The sequence below is a fragment of the Microbacterium sp. MYb54 genome (assembly GCF_002979515.1).
Lineage (GTDB): Bacteria > Actinomycetota > Actinomycetes > Actinomycetales > Microbacteriaceae > Microbacterium.
In genome coordinates this window covers 46786-62046 of the sequence record NZ_PCPA01000005.1, presented here as the reverse complement: position 1 = coordinate 62046, position 15261 = coordinate 46786, and the positions used below count along the sequence as shown (strand labels likewise).

Below are 15261 nucleotides of genomic sequence, written 5' to 3'. Positions count from 1 at the left end.
ACTCGTCACCGCGCCGGCGCCATCACACCAGCCACGTCACACCAGCGGCGTCAGACCAACCCGGCCTCGTAGGCGAGGATGACGGCCTGCACGCGGTCGCGCAGGTCGAGTTTCATGAGGATGCGTCCGACGTGGGTCTTCACGGTCGACTCCGACACGTACAGGCTCTCGCCGATCTCGGTGTTGTTGTAGCCCTTGGCGATGGCGAGGAACACGTCGCGCTCCCGCTCGGTCAGCACGCTCAGCCGCGAATCGTCGGTCTCGGACTGTCGGGGCAGGCGAGTGGCGAAGAGGTCGAGCATCGACCGGGTGACGCGCGGCGAGACGAGGGCGTCGCCGGCGGCGATCGCCCGGATCGCGGTGGTCAGCTGCGCAGGCGGCGTGTTCTTCAGAAGGAACCCGCTCGCCCCGGCGCGAAGGCTCCCGAACGCGTACTCGTCGAGGTCGAAGGTCGTCAGCACCAGGACGCGGCTCGTCGGTGTGCCCCTGACGATGCGCCTGGTGGCCTCGATGCCGTCCATCTCCGGCATCCGGATGTCCATCAGGACCACATCCGGACGCAGGTCATCCGCCAGATGCACGGCCTCGGCCCCCGACACCGCCTCGCCCACCACCTGGATGTCGTCTTCGGCGTCGAGCACCATCCGCATGCCGCGCCGGATCAGCTCGTGGTCATCGACGATGAGCACCCTGATGCGTTCCTCGGTCATCCCTGTTCCTCCTGTTCGGGGATCTGCACCCGCACGCGCCATCCGCCCTCCGCCAGCGGTCCTGCCTCCACTGTCCCACCCGCCAGTCGCGCCCGCTCCCGCACACCGACGAGGCCGCGACCCGAACCGACCGACGGTGCGGGTGGTCCCTGCCGCCCGTCGTCGGTGACTTCGATCACGAGGACGTCACCGCGGAAGTCGAGCTTCACGAGCACCTCGCGCGGATCCTTCGCGTAGCGCAGGGCATTCGTGAGCGACTCCTGCACGATCCGATGGATCGTGTTCTGCAGCGCGGGCGAGGAGGGCGCCGTCCCGTCCGTGCGCACCGTGACCGGCAGCCCGGCCGTGCGAAAGGTCTCGACCAGTGCGGTCAGCTCGCTCAGCCCGGGGTTGGGGCGCAGCGGGCTCTGCTCCTCACCGTCGTCGCTGTCATCGCCGAGAGCGCCGAGCAGCTGTCGCATCTCGACGAGCGATTGCCGCCCGACCTCGCCGATCTCCTGGATGGCACTCTTCGAGCGCTGCGGATCCTTCTCGGCGAGCGCGCTCGCGCCATCCGCGAGCGACACCATGACCGACACGCTGTGCGCCACGACGTCGTGGATCTCGCGGGTGATCCTGGCACGCTCGGCGAGGGTCGCGATGCGCGCCTGCTGGTCGCGTTCGCGCGCGAGCTGGTTGGCCCGGTCGAGGATCGCCCCGATGTACCGGCGCCGGTCACCCACGGTGACTCCGAGCAACGCCGCGATCAGCATCACGACGAGGAAGAGCAGACTGCCCGGCACCGAGGTGAGCGCGCTGTCCGGGTCGCCGCGGCGCAGCCAGTCCAGCGCCGGGAGGATGAGGATGCCTGCCGCTACGGTCACGCCGAAGGCGAGCCACCCGCTGCGGTTCGAGCGGTAGACGAAGAGCGCATAGAGCGCCAGTGCGATGCCGAAGGGCTCCGCGAGGGTGTCCGTCGCGAGAGCGACCACCGCGATGACGGCGAACACCCCGAAGGTGAGCCAGGGCCGCTGTCGCCGCACGAGCAGACCGATCGCACCGACGACGGCGAGGATCAGCGGGATCACGATGGGTGCGAGGGGCGACCAGACTCCGGACGACAGCGGGGTGACCACCGCCCAGAACGCGCTCAGGAGGAGATACACGGTCGCGAGTAGCCCGTCGACGAGCCAGGGATGACTCCCCCAGAAACGCCGCACCACTCCGGGTGGCCGTGGCAGATCCACCGCACGGATCCCCCCGTCGGCGACGGGCGCTGACTCTCGCATATGACGACTCTACGCACCGCACTTCGCGGTTCCCTCAGCGGGAGACGGCGACGAGCGAACCCGTCACCGGGCTGCGCGAGGTGCTCCGGTGAAGATCGGCGGCCTGCGGTGCCGGCTTCCACGACTCCCTCCGCACCCGGCGCCGCCGCTGCGCGACCGCCGTGTCCATTCCGAGGATCGCGAGCCAGCCCATGCCGATGGTGGTGGCGACGAGCTCGAAGATGCTGCCGATGTCGGTGCGGAACTGCAAAAGGGACAGGATGCCACCGGCCGCAGCGATCACTGCGGTGGAGATGCCGGCGCCCAGCGAGAGGACCCGCAGCGTCCGCCGTCCTTCGACGAACGACACCTGGAGCATCGCGAACGCGGCCAGGGCGAAGGCGAGCACCGCGACCGTCGTATGCACCAGGTCCTGCCAGGTGAACGCCGGACCGACCGGCAGCGGGCATCCGGTCGTGCAGGTGACCTGCGAGGCCACGAGGAACAGCGCAGACGCCATCGCCACCGAGAACGAGGGTGTCCAGACGCTCAGCCACGGCACCGTCGAGCGCAGTCCGCGCGCAGCCCAGGCCACCGCGAAGCCCCCGGCGACGAGGAGCAGGAGCGCGAGCTCGAACCACCCTGCGGTGGGTTCCCCGTCGGCCCCGAGACCACTCACGTACAGGACCCGGTCGATGCTCAGCCGGGCGACCCAGATGATGGTCAGCGCTACGGCGACGAGCACGCTCCCGCCGATCGAGGCGATGACGCGAAGAGTGGTTCCGGCAGGGTGAGAGGCGGTGTTTTCGGTGGGCATATGGAGACGGTATGAGCGGGAGCATCCCCGTCGCGTCGGCCCGAAGTGCCCACTGCGAAGGGGCGTCGTACCTGAGTACGACACCCCTTTCCCCGGTCGACTCCTACCCGAACGCCGTCATGGTCTTCGGCCTGCTGGGCGCCGCCGCGCTCGCTTTCGGCCTCCTGCTCCTCCCCTGGTGACCGGGAACGCGCGCGAAGTCAGGTGTCGATCCAGACGGTCGCGTTGACGGCGGCGATCTTCTGGATGAGCGCGGGCAAGAGGGTCTGCGCACCGCGTCCGAACGTCATGAACAGCCGCACGAACGACGCCTCGTCGAACAGCACCTCGCGCGGCACGTCCGACAACAGGTCGAGCAAGGTCGAGACGGCGCTGTCGAGTGCATGCACCCGTCGGTCGGTGTCGGGTTCGTCGATCCTGATCGTCCCGAGGCCGTACGATCGGACGCCGTCCTTCGCCTCTCCGGTCCATTCGAACGCCGACAGCTTGTCTATCGCCACCGGTGCGAAGACGGTCAGGGTGACGATCACCCAACCGAAGTCGTCATCTTCATCCTCCGCGTCCACGTCCACGTCCACGGTCGTCTCCGCGTCGTCTGCCTCAGCGGGCAACCCACCGCTCTCGTCCTCCACCCTCATGCCCGTCGGCTCCGCATCGCCCTCGTGTGCGCGACCTCGGTGTCTGCGGCGAGCGCCGCGTACTGCTCCGACTCCCGAGGCACCAGCGCGACCCGGCCCTCCGCGTCGTGATGGAGGCCCCATCCGTAGCGCTTGCCCAGCGGCGAGGAGCGCAGGCACGGCTGCCCCTTCGAGAAGAACGCCTCACGGGCCGAGGCGTCATCCACCGCGATGCCGTTGCGCAACGCGTATGTCTCGAAGATCACGTCGTCGGAGGTACGCGCGTAGGGCTGTTCGGCGATCAGACGGTAGTGCGTCGCCGCGATCGACGGCTTCTCGGCGACCGGCGGCTCCATCGCATGATCGGCCGGACAGTCCTCGGCGACCTCGATGAAGGTGTCGACGTAGTTCGTGGTGTGCGCCATTCGTCCAGCATCGCGCTCCCGTGGGTCTGCGCGCTACCCGAACGACACCATCCACCAGGGCACGGCACCCACCTCGACCTCACGGAAGGAGCCGTCGTCTTCGAGCACGAGGAGTCGATCCGCCGACCAGGACTCCGGGGCTGCGGCGATCACCGCCGTGGTGCCGGAGGGGCCGGTCAACGCGCGGACGGCGTCGGCCTGCATCTCGACGGTGTCGATGAGCTTCCCGGTCGCGATGTCCACGCTGCTGAGCAGCACCCGGTCGGCGTTCACCGACTCGCGGTGCTGGACGAGCACGAAGCCCTGCCCCGCGCCTGCCGGCGCCACGACGTGCTCGACCGAAGGCATCGCCCCGAAGGCCTGCTGCAGGAGCGCCTCGACGTCGTCCGCGTCGATGCCGGCGAAGTCGCCCGGTAGGAACTGCCCGGTCTCCAGAAGCACGCCCAGACGCGGCTCGAGTCCGACGACCGGGAGCAGCCGCGCATCGACGAGCTCGGTGCGGACCACCTGCGCCGGATCGGTCGAGGTGATCACGAGCGCGTCCCGCTGCACGGCCTCGGCAACCGGAACGATCTCGAACCGTGTGCCGTCGGGAGTCGCCGCCACCTCGACCTGTTGCGTGAGCACGGTCTCGTCGAGGAAAGGCCCCGACCCCAGCGTGTTCTGCCATCGGGCGGTGACTGCGGCGTCGGCCGGCACCGCCTGCGTGCTGCCGACCGCGATCTGCACGAGCGCCCCGGAGCCGGTGAGCGCGACGACGGCGTCGACCTCGGGGTCGTATCCGTACGCGCTGGCGGAGAGCACGGCATCCGCTCCGATCCCCGGAACGCCATCACCTTCGACCCGCACGGCACCGGTCGCAGCATCCAGGATCACCAGACCGTGATCGCTGCCGATGTAGACCGACGAGGCATCGCCGGCGAGCACGACCGCGTCGCCGATGAGGTCTTCGTTCAGGCGCTGATCCCACAGCTGCTCGCCATCGGAGAGTCGGATCGCCGAGACCCGCATCTGGAACATCGCCTCGAAGGGTCCGGGGCGCGAGTCGTCGTGGTACACCAGCACGGCAACGTCATCGCCGTCCATTCCGATCACCGCCGAGGACGGCACGATCTCGATGTCCCTGGTCGTCGGCATCAAGAACTGGGTGGCGAGGAAGATCAGGCCGCCGATGATCAGCGGCGCGAGCATCAAGAGCAGGAACCGGCGACGGATGCGACCACGCACCCGCTTCGGATCGCGCGGCGCCCGCAGAGGCAGAGCCGACGAACCCAGCGGAAGGACGGTGCTGCCGTTGAGCGTGTACCCGGTGGTCGTGTTGGTGTCCATGCCGCCAGGATGCTGCGCGGCCGACGCTCCCGATCACGGATTCTCCCCGCCGCGCGCACGCCTCTATAGGCTGAGCGGATATGAGCGCCGCGACCGAGCTCACGCCCCTGGACCCCGTCTCCACCGCGTCGGAGGCGCTGCAGCCGCGCGCCCGGGTGATCGCCCATGCGTGGCAAGAACTCGGGCAGGACGTCGCGCCCCTCAGCAACGGCTCCGGCCACCCGCTCGCCCGCACGGTGAAGCTGATCCTCGAACCGCTCGTGATCCGCCCCGTGCAGAACCCTGTCCTCGCCGGCGGAGCACTGCCGTGGGATGCCGCCTCTCAGCTGCACGCCCGCATCCTCGCGGCAGGCCCGGATCTAGCAGCGGCATCCGCGTGGTTCCTGCGCCTGAAATCCGCCAGGCGCCGACTTCGCATCACCGACGGTAACCCGCAGGAGAAGTACTTCCCGCGCTGCTTCGAGCTCGCCCGCACCGTCGGGATGCCGGGCGCCGATGCCGACGACCTGGCCACAGACGTCGTCACCGAGATCGCGCAGGCCTCGGGCGATTCCCTCCTCGGACGCATGCGCGAGCTGCTCCGCGATGCCGACGAGGTGGCGCGACTCGAAGCGCTGCTGCACGAGACCTGGTCGGGCCGCTTCCCGCAACCCCTGGCAGCGCCTTCGTCGGAGGTGGTCGGCGCAGCGCTCGACGGGTGCCCGGTCGGGGCCGCCGCTGAGGCGTTCGAAGCGCTGCTGGCTCTCGACGCGGGCTCCGCAGCGGCTCTCGCGCTCAGCGAGAGCGGCGCCGCACGAGCCCTGGGCCTGACCGCGCATCCGGCACCGCCTGTCCCCCTGGTCGGGAGCACCGCCTCGAAGCGAGGGCTGCCCCGCCCGTTCGACAGGTCGATCTACGAGCGGCTCTTCGCGGCGCTGTCCGGCGGCGCGCCCGTGGAGAGCGACCTCGACGGCGATGAACTGATCGCTGACGAGATCGCCCGATCCGCATTGCCGTGGGAGCTCGCCGACGAGCGCAGCCGCATCGCAATGCTGCTCGGGAGGGAGGCGAGTCGGGCCCTGGACGCTGCCGGCCCGTCGCTCGCGACCGCCGCACACCGGCAGCTGGGCTCGCGCTGGCACCGCGAGGCCTATGTGCGGCGCGCGCTGCGGCTGCCCGCCGAGGTGAGCGGTGTGCCTGCGACCGTGCTCGACGACATCCACGACGTCCGGCCGGCGTATCTGCGGCGCCTCTGGGTGCGCGTGCACGGGCGCGAGCTCCGCAGCCAGCAGCTCGATGCCGACCACCTCTGGGACATCCTCGACGGGGTCCTGCGCTCGGTCGTGATGGATCAGCGACAGCGGCTCAAGATCGCGATGGGCCGCGGCATGCCGTCACCCGCGCTCCCGGGGGTGGCATGAGCACGCGGATTCGGGTGCGCGACGGTCGCGCCGAGATCACGACGACGTCGCACGACACCGCTGTGCCGGGCGCTCTCGCCGAGCGGCCTTCGTTCTTGACCGCGCTCGTCGAGGCGAAGGGGGCGCTCCTCACCTGGGACGCCACCGCAACCCCTCACCTGCCCGACGCGGAGGTGCACGACGCACGTGCGGCGAGCGCCTGGCTGGACGATGTCTACGGTTCCGCCGTCGCGGATGCCGTGCGCCGAGGGGACGACACCATCGTGGCGCTCGATGCTCCGGCGGATCCTGCAACCGTCGCTTCGGTGTTCGCGCTGGGGAATCTGAGCTGGGCGCGTTCGTGGTGGCCGGCGAGCATCGGCATCCCCGCACTGGAGCCTGCGATCCTGGCCGCGGAGATCGCGGTGCAGAGCCACCGCATCTCGCATCTCCTCGACGACGACGATGCCGTCGAGCGTGCAGTGCTCGATGCCCGCGAAGCACCGTCGGCACTCGCTGCGCTTCCCTCTTCCCTGGCGGCAGAAGGCGCCGCCCTGGCCCTCGCGCTCGACGCCCTGGCCGAGGACGACGGCGTCGAGCTGCAACCCGCGACGACCGCGGAGCCGCGCGCGGAATGGGCGCTGGCTGCCGGCGGTGCGAGCGGCGCTCCCCCGGCGACCGGCATCGTGGTCGCCCACGGTTCGGCGCCGGTGCGCTGGTCCGATGTGCCGGCCCAGACCGTGGATGCCGGGGCCGAGGCCAGGTGGACACTCCTTCAAGGCACCGACGCGCCCTTCCTGCACGTCGTGGTTGCGGCCGTGGTCGGTCTTCCCTCCATCCCCGCGTTGCACGCCCGCTTCGGCCCCGCCGAGCTCGAGCTCGACGTCGTCTTGGCACTCGACGGGTCGCACTTCATCGGCGAGACGGCGGTCCCGGCATCCGCACTGTTCCTTCCTGTCTCCGCCCGCACGCTCTGGGTGCACGATCCCTCCCTGGCCTCGTCTTCGGGCGACCCCGAGTCTGCTGAAGATCGAGCTCGGGTGATGGCGTTCGCCGCGGGAAGGCTCGCTGCTCCCGACGCTTCGCTCGCCGAACGTGCAGCAGGAGCACGGGCGTGAGCCCCGACCAGGAGCAGCCTGCGAGCGCGATCCGCGGTCGAGTGCCGGCAACAGCTCGCTGGCGGGCCGGGCGCGACCTCAACAACGAGGCGGCGATGCTCCTGCACCAGGGGCGCGTCGCCGATGCGGCAGCGAAGCTCCGAGACGTCGCGGCGCTGACCCGGGTGCCGGATGTGGACGGTGAGGGGCTCGACCTCCGCGCCCGATCGCTGCTCAATCTCGCCGCAGCTCGGGAGTTCGAGGGAGCGCTCGACGACGCGGTGCACCTCGCCGATGAGGGACTCGCCGCGGCCGCAGGTGCCATCGCGCTGATCGGTGACGAGCGCGCCACTCGCACCGTGCAGATCAACGGCATGATCGCCCGGGCGCAGACCCTCACCCTGATGGATCGGTTCGTCGACGCCTTCACGGGCGTAGATGGAGCCGAGGCGCTGCTCGACGATGATCTCGATCAGCGCGAGCTGCTCACCTTCTCGGTGCGCAACGCCCGCACGACCCTGCTGATCCTGACCGGACGACTCCAGGAGGCGGAAGACGAGGCGAAGCGCGCGTTGGAGGTGGCGATCACCGTGGGGCCCGAGCTGTCCGGACACGCCTACGCGAACCTCGGCGTCATCGCCCAGCGCACGGGCGACGAGATCGCGGCCCAGCAGTATCTGACGCTCGCGCAGCAGGCGCAGGAGCACGGCGGTGATGCCGCGAGCAGACAACTGGCCGTGGAGAACCTCGCACGTTCGGCGATGCAGCAGGGTCGTCACCGCGAGGCGGAAGACGGCTTCCGCCGAGCGGCGGAGCTCGCCGCCGCAATCGGTCTCACCACGCGTCTGGCCGCCAGCAGGACCGGGCTCGCCGCCGTATTGCTGCAGGAGGGGCGGGCAGGGGCCGCCGTGAAAGCCCTGCGCACACTGCTCGCGGAGCTCGATCCGGATGCCGCGGTGCACGAGCGACTGGAGGCGTTCGCCTTCCTCGGCGATGCGGAATCGGCGAGGCACCGGTATCCCGCCGCCGACGAGGCCTACCGCGCGGCACGGGACCTGGCCCGCTACGCCGGCGACCGTTGTCGGGTGAACCTCCGTCGCGCCGAGATGCATGCGGAGTGGGCGGCGATGTCGATCACCCCGCGCTCGCGGTTGCAGCGGCTGGAACAGGCACGCGACCTCGCGATCCCGGTGCTGCTGGCGACCGAGGCACTGCGCGACGGCTTCACCCCCGGGCCCGTGCGAGAGCGCTGGACGCTGCAGGTCGCAGCCCCCGCCCGTGAGCTCGCGTTCCGACTCGCCCGCACGCTCGGCGACGCGACCCTGCTGTTCGAGCTCGTCGAGAACGCCGCCGCGACCGTGACCCTGCAGACCGATGCCGCCGCGGCCTTCGACGACGAGATCCCGTCCCCGATGGAGGGGACCGCCCTGTCGTTCGAACTCGCATCGGCCCTCGAGGACCGTTCCTTGGAGGAGAACACTGTGGACGACGATGGCGACGAGCTCCCTGCCGCGGCTGCCGGCCTGCTCACCGCGCATACATCGACGTCACACCTGCGTTTCGCACCTCCGCCTCGAGTGATCGCGATTCCGGGCGCAGCCCCGGTGCTCGAATCGTGGATCCGCCTCGCGGAAGCCGAGTACGGGGTCGCCGTGCGCGCCGAGACGGCGGTGGCGGCGTGGTGAGGAACTGGCGGGACATCCCCGAACTCACGGTGCCGCTGAGCCCGTCGCTGACCGACCCTTCCGCGGTGCTGGAGAATCTCCCGGCGGGCGGACGCCCCACCGCCCGCCTCCGCTACGTCGACGGTGAGGACCTGTTCATCAGCTGGGTCTGGGAGCATCAGCGCTCCTCACCCCGGATGACGCTCGTCGAGCGCTCCGTGGCGGCTCCGGTGCTGGCCGAACTGGCTCGGGCGCTGCCGACGCCGTTGCCGGGAGAGAACGGCATGGACGCGCTGCGGCGAGCGCTCACGGACGGCGTGCTGCTGGACCGCGAGCGCGAGCGACGACTGGCCGACGCGCTGACCACGACGCTGATCCCCCCGTGGCTGACCCGAGAGCTCAGGGCGTTCACGTCAGCCGGACTCCGACCGCACCTGCGCGTCCAGCTGTCGCCTTCGACCGCGCAGCTGCCGTGGGAGCTGCTGGGCGCCGCGGGCGAACCGCGAGGGATCGACCTCGCCGACGTGTCGGTGCTGCTGCCGGCGACGCTGCGCAACGACCCGGCTCGCACGGTGTCCCCGTGGCGGTCATCCGCTCCGGTCGTCGCCGTGCTGGACCCGGTCGTTCCCGGCTACTCGGCGGCGAGCGAGCTGGGCAGTGTGCTCGGTCCGGTCCCTCTCGGGTCGCCGCTGGCGGAGATGGCCGCGCGCCTCGACACCCGTCTGCGCCCCGCAGGTGCGGAGCGATTCCGTCGGGCGGATATCGGACGGGTCGCCCTGGCCGAGGCCCTCGCCGACGCCGGACGCCTGCTCTACGTCGGACACGTCACCTCCTCGACGCATGCCCTCGACGCCAGGATGCACCTCTCCGACGGCGCCGACTCACCGGGGAGCACTCCGCTCATCGGCGCGCACCGTCCCTACACGGCCGCCGAGATCGCGCTCGGGGCGCCGGGGCTTCCCCCGCTGCGAGCACCGAACCGTGTCGCCCTCATCGCGTGCGACTCGGGGAGCGACATGCGCTTCGCCGAACCAGCAGGCCTCGTCGCCGCGTTCGCACACCGGGGAGCCGAATATGTGACAGCGACCCGTTGGACGCTGCCGACCGAAGCGGGGCTCCGGCGGCTCGTGCCGCAACTCGGCGACCGGGCCGACGGCATGCTCGCCGACGCCGTCATCGCGGTCGACGCGGCCCATGAAGCTCCCGATCCCGTCGCCGCGCTGGCCTCCTGGCAGCGTGAACAGCGTCGTCGATGGACGTCGACGGGAGACCCCCGGCACTCCCCCGTCATCTGGGCAGCGCTCGCCACCGCCTGGGCTCCACCGCCACCGCCCGTCGGCTGACGACCCCGATGTCCCCGGCCTCGACGAAGATGGAGTGATGAGCGACGTGCTCGACCGCTTCACCCCCGCCACGCAGGACTGGTTCCGGGGTGCGTTCCCCGCGCCCACTCCCGCGCAAGCGGGTGCGTGGGAGGCGATCTCCGCGGGCAAGCACGCGCTCGTGGTGGCTCCGACCGGTTCGGGCAAGACGCTGTCGGCTTTCCTCTGGGCGATCGACAGCGTGTTCCGCGAGCGCATGACCGAAGCGGCTGCTCCCGCGAAGGGCGAGCCGCGCACGCGCATCCTCTACATCTCGCCGCTGAAGGCGCTCGGCGTCGACGTCGAGCGCAACCTCCGCTCCCCGCTGATCGGCATCGGGCAGTCGGCGAGGCGACTCGGAGTAGCGGCCCCCGCCGTGACCGTCGGGGTGCGCTCCGGCGACACCACGTCGAGCGATCGGCGCAAGCTCGTGTCCGATCCGCCCGACATCCTCATCACGACCCCCGAGTCGCTGTACCTCATGCTCACGAGCCGCGCGGGTGAGACTCTGCGCGGCGTGCACACGGTCATCATCGACGAGGTGCACGCGGTGGCGGCGACCAAGCGCGGTGCCCACCTCGCGGTGAGCCTGGAGCGTCTCGACGCTTTGCGCCGCTCGCACGGTGTCGAGGCGGCAGCCCAGCGGATCGGTCTCTCGGCCACGGTGCGGCCCATCGATGAGGTCGCGCGATTCCTCGGCGGCTCGGCACCGGTCGAGATCGTGGCCCCTCCGGCGTCGAAGACCTTCGAGCTCAGCGTGGTCGTGCCGATGGACGACATGACCAATCCGCCGCCGCCTCCCGGTGTGCCGGGCGAGGCCGCCGATGCCGAGTACACCGAGGTCACCGGCTCCGTCTGGCCGCATGTCGAGGAGGCGATCGTCGACCGCATCCTGCAGAACAACTCGACGATCGTTTTCGCGAACTCCCGCCGTCTGGCCGAACGGCTCACCGGACGCCTCAACGAGATCTACTCCGAGCGCATCGGCGTCGAGCTGCCGGTGGCGACGGTTCCGGCGCAGATGATGGCTCAGGCCGGAGCGACCGCCGGCGCCGATCCCGTGCTCGCCAAGGCGCACCACGGCTCGGTGTCGAAGGAGCAGCGCGCCCAGGTCGAAGAAGAGCTCAAGTCGGGCATCCTGCGCTGCGTCGTCGCGACGAGCAGCCTCGAACTCGGCATCGACATGGGCGCGGTCGACCTCGTCATCCAGGTCGAGGCGCCGCCTTCCGCCGCATCCGGTCTGCAGCGTGTCGGCCGCGCAGGGCACCAGGTGGGCGAGATCAGTAGAGCCGCGCTCTTCCCCAAGCACCGCGGCGATGTGCTGCACACCGCGATCGTCACCGAGCGCATGTTGGCGGGCAAGATCGAGGCCATCCAGGTGCCACGAAACCCGCTCGACATCCTCGCGCAGCAGACTGTCGCGGCAAGCGCACTCGGTGCCATCGGGGTCGAGGAGTGGTTCGAGACCGTCCGCCGGTCGGCACCTTTCCAGGCGCTCCCGCGGTCGGCCTACGAGGCGACGCTCGACCTGCTGGCCGGCCGCTTCCCCTCCGACGAATTCGCCGAACTGCGACCGCGACTCGTGTGGGATCGCGATGCGGGCACGCTGACCGGGCGTCCGGGTGCGCAGCGCATCGCGGTGACCAGTGGCGGCACCATCCCCGATCGCGGCCTGTTCGGGGTCTTCGTCGCGGGCGAGACCACCGGGGCGCGCGTCGGCGAGCTCGATGAGGAGATGGTCTACGAGTCGCGGGTGGGCGACGTGTTCACGCTCGGTACGACGAGCTGGCGGATCGCGGAGATCACCCACGATCGCGTCAATGTGATCCCCGCCTACGGGCAGCCCGGCAAGGTGCCGTTCTGGCACGGCGACGGCATCGGTCGACCGTTCGAGCTCGGCGAGGCCCTGGGGGCGTTCTCCCGCGAGGTGTCGGCGGCAGCTCCCGAGAAGGCGGCGCAACGACTGATCGATGCGGGGCTCGACGAGCAGGCGCGGGCGAACCTCATGGCGCACCTGACCGAGCAGCGCGAGGCGACGGGCACGCTCCCGACCGACCGCACCCTCACCGTCGAGCGCGGCCGCGACGAGGTCGGCGACTGGCGGGTCATCCTGCATTCCCCATACGGCATGAAGGTGCATGCGCCCTGGTCTCTGGCGATCAACGCCCGCGTGAGCGAGCGCCTCGGCGTCGAGGGGTCGGCGGTCGCGAGCGACGACGGCATCATCGTGCGCATCCCCGATGCCGAGGCCGAGCCGCCCGGTGCCGAGCTCTTCGTCTTCGAGCCCGACGAACTGGAGCATGTCGTCACGGAAGAGGTGGGCGGTTCAGCGCTGTTCGCCTCCCGGTTCCGCGAGTGCGCGGCGCGAGCGCTGCTCATGCCCCGCATGAACCCCAACAAACGCACGCCGCTGTGGCAGCAGCGACAGCGATCCGCACAGCTGCTCGAGGTGGCCAGGCGCCATCCGACCTTCCCGGTGATCCTCGAGACGCTGCGCGAGGTGCTGCAAGACGTCTACGACCTCCCCTCGCTGCGCAAGCTCGCGACGGCGATCGCCGATCGCCGGGTCCGCCTCGTCGAGACCGAACCGGGCCAGCCGTCGCCGTATGCCCGCGACCTGCTGTTCGGCTACGTGGGCGCGTTCATGTACGAGGGCGATTCGCCGCTCGCCGAGCGCAGGGCGGCAGCGCTCTCGGTCGACCCGGCGCTGCTCGGGGAGCTGCTGGGCACGGTCGAGCTGCGCGAACTGCTCGACCCCGACGTGATCGCCCAGTTCGAGCGCGAGGCTCAGCGTCTCGAAGCCGATCGTCGTGCGCGCGGGCTCGAAGGCGTCGCCGACCTGCTGCGGATGCTCGGGCCGCTCGACGCCGATGAGGTCACGGCCCGCCTCGACCCCGACACCGTCGGCGACAGTTCTGCTGCTGCGATGCTCGAAAACCTGATCACCGCGCGCCGGGCGATCCCGGTCACGATCGCGGGCGCGAGCCGGGTCGCCGCGATCGAGGATGCAGGGCGGCTGCGCGATGCGCTCGGGGCCGCTCTGCCCACCGGCATCCCCGTGGCGTTCCTCGAACCCGTCGCCGACCCGCTCGGCGACCTCGTCGCCCGCCATGCCCGCACCCATGGCCCGTTCACGACGGATGCCGTCGCCACGCGGTTCGGTCTCGGCGCGGCCGTCGCCAGACACACGCTGCAGCGCCTCGAGACCGCGGGGCGCGTCACGAGCGGGTACTTCCTGCCCGAGGCTGCCGGCAGCGGAGATGCCATCGAGTGGTGCGACACCGAGGGGCTGCGTCGCCTGCGAATGCGATCGCTCGCGGCCATCCGCGGCTCGGTCGAACCGGTCTCGCCCGAGGCGTATGCACGGTTCCTGCCCGACTGGCAGCACATCGGGCGACCGCTCGAAGGCGTCGACGGCGTGCTCAACGTGATCGAGCAGTTCGCCGGGGTCCCGATTCCGGCGAGCGCGTGGGAGTCGCTGGTCCTCCCCTCCCGGGTGCGCGACTACTCGCCCGCGATGCTCGACGAACTGACGGCAGCCGGCGAGGTCATCTGGTCAGGCCACGGCACCCTGCCGGGGCGCGACGGCTGGGTGTCGCTGCATCCGGCCGATCTCGCGCCCTTCACCCTGCCGGAGCGCGACGCCGAGATCGCGTCCGACTCCCTGGAGTCCCGCATCCTCATCGCCCTCGACGTCGGCGGCGCCTACTTCGCGGCGCAGTTGAAAGACATGGCCGCGGCCGAGAACGAGCAGTCCGTGCTCGAGGCGCTGTGGTCGTTGACCTGGTCGGGCTACGTGACCAACGACACCTTCGCGCCGATCCGCTCTCTTCTCGCCGGCGGGTCACAGGCGCACAAGGTCAAGCGCCGCGCACCCCGTGCTCGCACCTACCGCGGCGTGTCCTTCACCGGTTCTGCCGCGCCTCGGCCGCCGTCGATCGGCGGACGCTGGTCGTTGCTGCCCGCGCTCGAGACGAATGCCGCGCGCCGGGCCACCGTCACCGCGGGACTGTTGCTCGACCGCTACGGCGTCGTCACGCGCGGCGCCGTGCAGGCCGAGGGCGTTCCCGGTGGCTTCGCCCAGGCATACCGGGTGCTCGCCGGTTTCGAAGAGGCCGGTCACTGCCGCCGCGGCTACGTGATCGAGAAGCTGGGAGCTGCGCAGTTCGCCGCTTCGGGTACGGTCGACCGGCTGCGCACCTACGCCGGTCTCGCCGATCCCGCACCTCGCAAGGCTGTGACCCTCGCCGCGACCGATCCGGCGAACCCCTACGGCGCCGCACTCGGCTGGCCCAAGCTCGACGGCGTCTCCCACCGTCCCGGTCGCAAGGCGGGCGGACTGGTCGTGCTCGTCGACGGCGCGCTCGTGCTCTCCCTCGAACGCGGGGGCCGCACCGTGCTGGCGTTCACCGACGACGGCGAGGTGCTGCGGGCCGCGGCATCCGACCTCGCCGCCACCGCACGCAACCGCCGCCTCGACACCCTGACGGTCGAGAAGATCAACGGCGAGGGCGTATACGGCACCGAGCTGGCACTCGCACTGCAGGAGGCGGGTTTCGTCGCCACTCCCCGCGGCTACACGCTCCGCAAGGCCGTCTGAGCGATGCACCTACGC

12 protein-coding genes are annotated in these 15261 nt (G+C 70.8%); 6 read left to right on the top strand and 6 right to left on the bottom strand.

The annotated features are described in order from the left end of the window. Window positions 1–50: 50 nt before the first annotated feature. From CQ040_RS07265 to CQ040_RS07255, 3 genes are read right to left on the bottom strand one after another with little or no spacing between them, the layout of a single operon-like run. On the bottom strand, window positions 51–710 hold the full coding sequence (locus CQ040_RS07265) for a response regulator transcription factor (protein ID WP_105526282.1): 660 nt from the start codon (window positions 708–710) through the stop codon (window positions 51–53). Continuing rightward, window positions 707–1978: a sensor histidine kinase gene (locus CQ040_RS07260; protein WP_105526283.1), complete on the bottom strand. Its 1272-nt coding sequence runs from the start codon at window positions 1976–1978 to the stop codon at window positions 707–709. Before CQ040_RS07260 ends, CQ040_RS07265 begins: the two co-directional genes overlap by 4 nt. Before the next feature lie 34 nt (window positions 1979–2012). Further along, complete coding sequence (locus CQ040_RS07255; protein ID WP_181156804.1) at window positions 2013–2774, bottom strand: DUF998 domain-containing protein; 762 nt, start codon at window positions 2772–2774, stop codon at window positions 2013–2015. 11 nt (window positions 2775–2785) lie between these two features. Here CQ040_RS07255 and CQ040_RS20635 point away from each other — a divergent pair, with 11 nt between their 5' ends. Continuing rightward, a complete protein-coding gene (locus CQ040_RS20635; protein WP_181156806.1) occupies window positions 2786–2956 on the top strand; it encodes a hypothetical protein in 171 nt (56 codons plus the stop codon). Window positions 2957–2974: 18 nt separating this feature from the next. On the opposite strand, the gene CQ040_RS07250 is transcribed toward CQ040_RS20635, so the two are convergent. Genes CQ040_RS07250 through CQ040_RS07240 form a run of 3 tightly spaced genes read right to left on the bottom strand, consistent with a single transcriptional unit; the run spans window position 2975 to window position 5145 of the window. Beyond that, a complete protein-coding gene (locus CQ040_RS07250; protein WP_146113864.1) occupies window positions 2975–3412 on the bottom strand; it encodes a hypothetical protein in 438 nt (145 codons plus the stop codon). Then, window positions 3409–3816: a DUF6157 family protein gene (locus CQ040_RS07245; protein WP_105526285.1), complete on the bottom strand. Its 408-nt coding sequence runs from the start codon at window positions 3814–3816 to the stop codon at window positions 3409–3411. Before CQ040_RS07245 ends, CQ040_RS07250 begins: the two co-directional genes overlap by 4 nt. 33 nt (window positions 3817–3849) lie before the next feature. Then, window positions 3850–5145 (bottom strand): PA2928 family protein, encoded by a 1296-nt coding sequence (locus CQ040_RS07240; RefSeq protein ID WP_105526286.1) that lies wholly within the window; start codon window positions 5143–5145, stop codon window positions 3850–3852. Between the two features lie 80 nt (window positions 5146–5225). On the opposite strand from CQ040_RS07240, the gene CQ040_RS07235 reads away from it, so the two are divergent. Genes CQ040_RS07235 through CQ040_RS07215 form a run of 5 tightly spaced genes read left to right on the top strand, consistent with a single transcriptional unit; the run spans window position 5226 to window position 15246 of the window. Beyond that, window positions 5226–6545, top strand: a complete 1320-nt coding sequence (locus tag CQ040_RS07235) for a hypothetical protein (RefSeq protein WP_105526287.1) — start codon at window positions 5226–5228, stop codon at window positions 6543–6545. Then, the gene (locus CQ040_RS07230; protein WP_146113865.1) at window positions 6542–7642 is read left to right on the top strand and encodes a hypothetical protein; all 1101 of its coding nucleotides are present in this window, start codon (window positions 6542–6544) and stop codon (window positions 7640–7642) included. The genes CQ040_RS07235 and CQ040_RS07230 overlap by 4 nt, the downstream gene beginning before the upstream one ends. Further along, entirely contained in the window at window positions 7639–9306 is a 1668-nt protein-coding gene (locus CQ040_RS07225; protein ID WP_105526289.1) for a hypothetical protein, read from the top strand. The genes CQ040_RS07230 and CQ040_RS07225 overlap by 4 nt, the downstream gene beginning before the upstream one ends. Next, entirely contained in the window at window positions 9303–10628 is a 1326-nt protein-coding gene (locus tag CQ040_RS07220) for a CHAT domain-containing protein (RefSeq protein WP_146113866.1), read from the top strand. The genes CQ040_RS07225 and CQ040_RS07220 overlap by 4 nt, the downstream gene beginning before the upstream one ends. A gap of 37 nt (window positions 10629–10665) precedes the next feature. Beyond that, window positions 10666–15246: an ATP-dependent helicase gene (locus CQ040_RS07215; protein ID WP_105526291.1), complete on the top strand. Its 4581-nt coding sequence runs from the start codon at window positions 10666–10668 to the stop codon at window positions 15244–15246. Window positions 15247–15261: the final 15 nt, after the last annotated feature.

Excerpts from the sequence above, each read along its gene's own strand:
- CQ040_RS07265 (WP_105526282.1), bottom strand. The coding sequence starts at position 710 with ATGACCGAGGAACGCATCAGGGTGCTCATCGTCGATGACCACGAGCTG.
- CQ040_RS07260 (WP_105526283.1), bottom strand. The coding sequence starts at position 1,978 with ATGCGAGAGTCAGCGCCCGTCGCCGACGGGGGGATCCGTGCGGTGGAT.
- CQ040_RS07255 (WP_181156804.1), bottom strand. The coding sequence starts at position 2,774 with ATGCCCACCGAAAACACCGCCTCTCACCCTGCCGGAACCACTCTTCGC.
- CQ040_RS20635 (WP_181156806.1), top strand. The coding sequence starts at position 2,786 with ATGAGCGGGAGCATCCCCGTCGCGTCGGCCCGAAGTGCCCACTGCGAA.
- CQ040_RS07250 (WP_146113864.1), bottom strand. The coding sequence starts at position 3,412 with ATGAGGGTGGAGGACGAGAGCGGTGGGTTGCCCGCTGAGGCAGACGAC.
- CQ040_RS07245 (WP_105526285.1), bottom strand. The coding sequence starts at position 3,816 with ATGGCGCACACCACGAACTACGTCGACACCTTCATCGAGGTCGCCGAG.
- CQ040_RS07240 (WP_105526286.1), bottom strand. The coding sequence starts at position 5,145 with ATGGACACCAACACGACCACCGGGTACACGCTCAACGGCAGCACCGTC.
- CQ040_RS07235 (WP_105526287.1), top strand. The coding sequence starts at position 5,226 with ATGAGCGCCGCGACCGAGCTCACGCCCCTGGACCCCGTCTCCACCGCG.
- CQ040_RS07230 (WP_146113865.1), top strand. The coding sequence starts at position 6,542 with ATGAGCACGCGGATTCGGGTGCGCGACGGTCGCGCCGAGATCACGACG.
- CQ040_RS07215 (WP_105526291.1), top strand. The coding sequence starts at position 10,666 with ATGAGCGACGTGCTCGACCGCTTCACCCCCGCCACGCAGGACTGGTTC.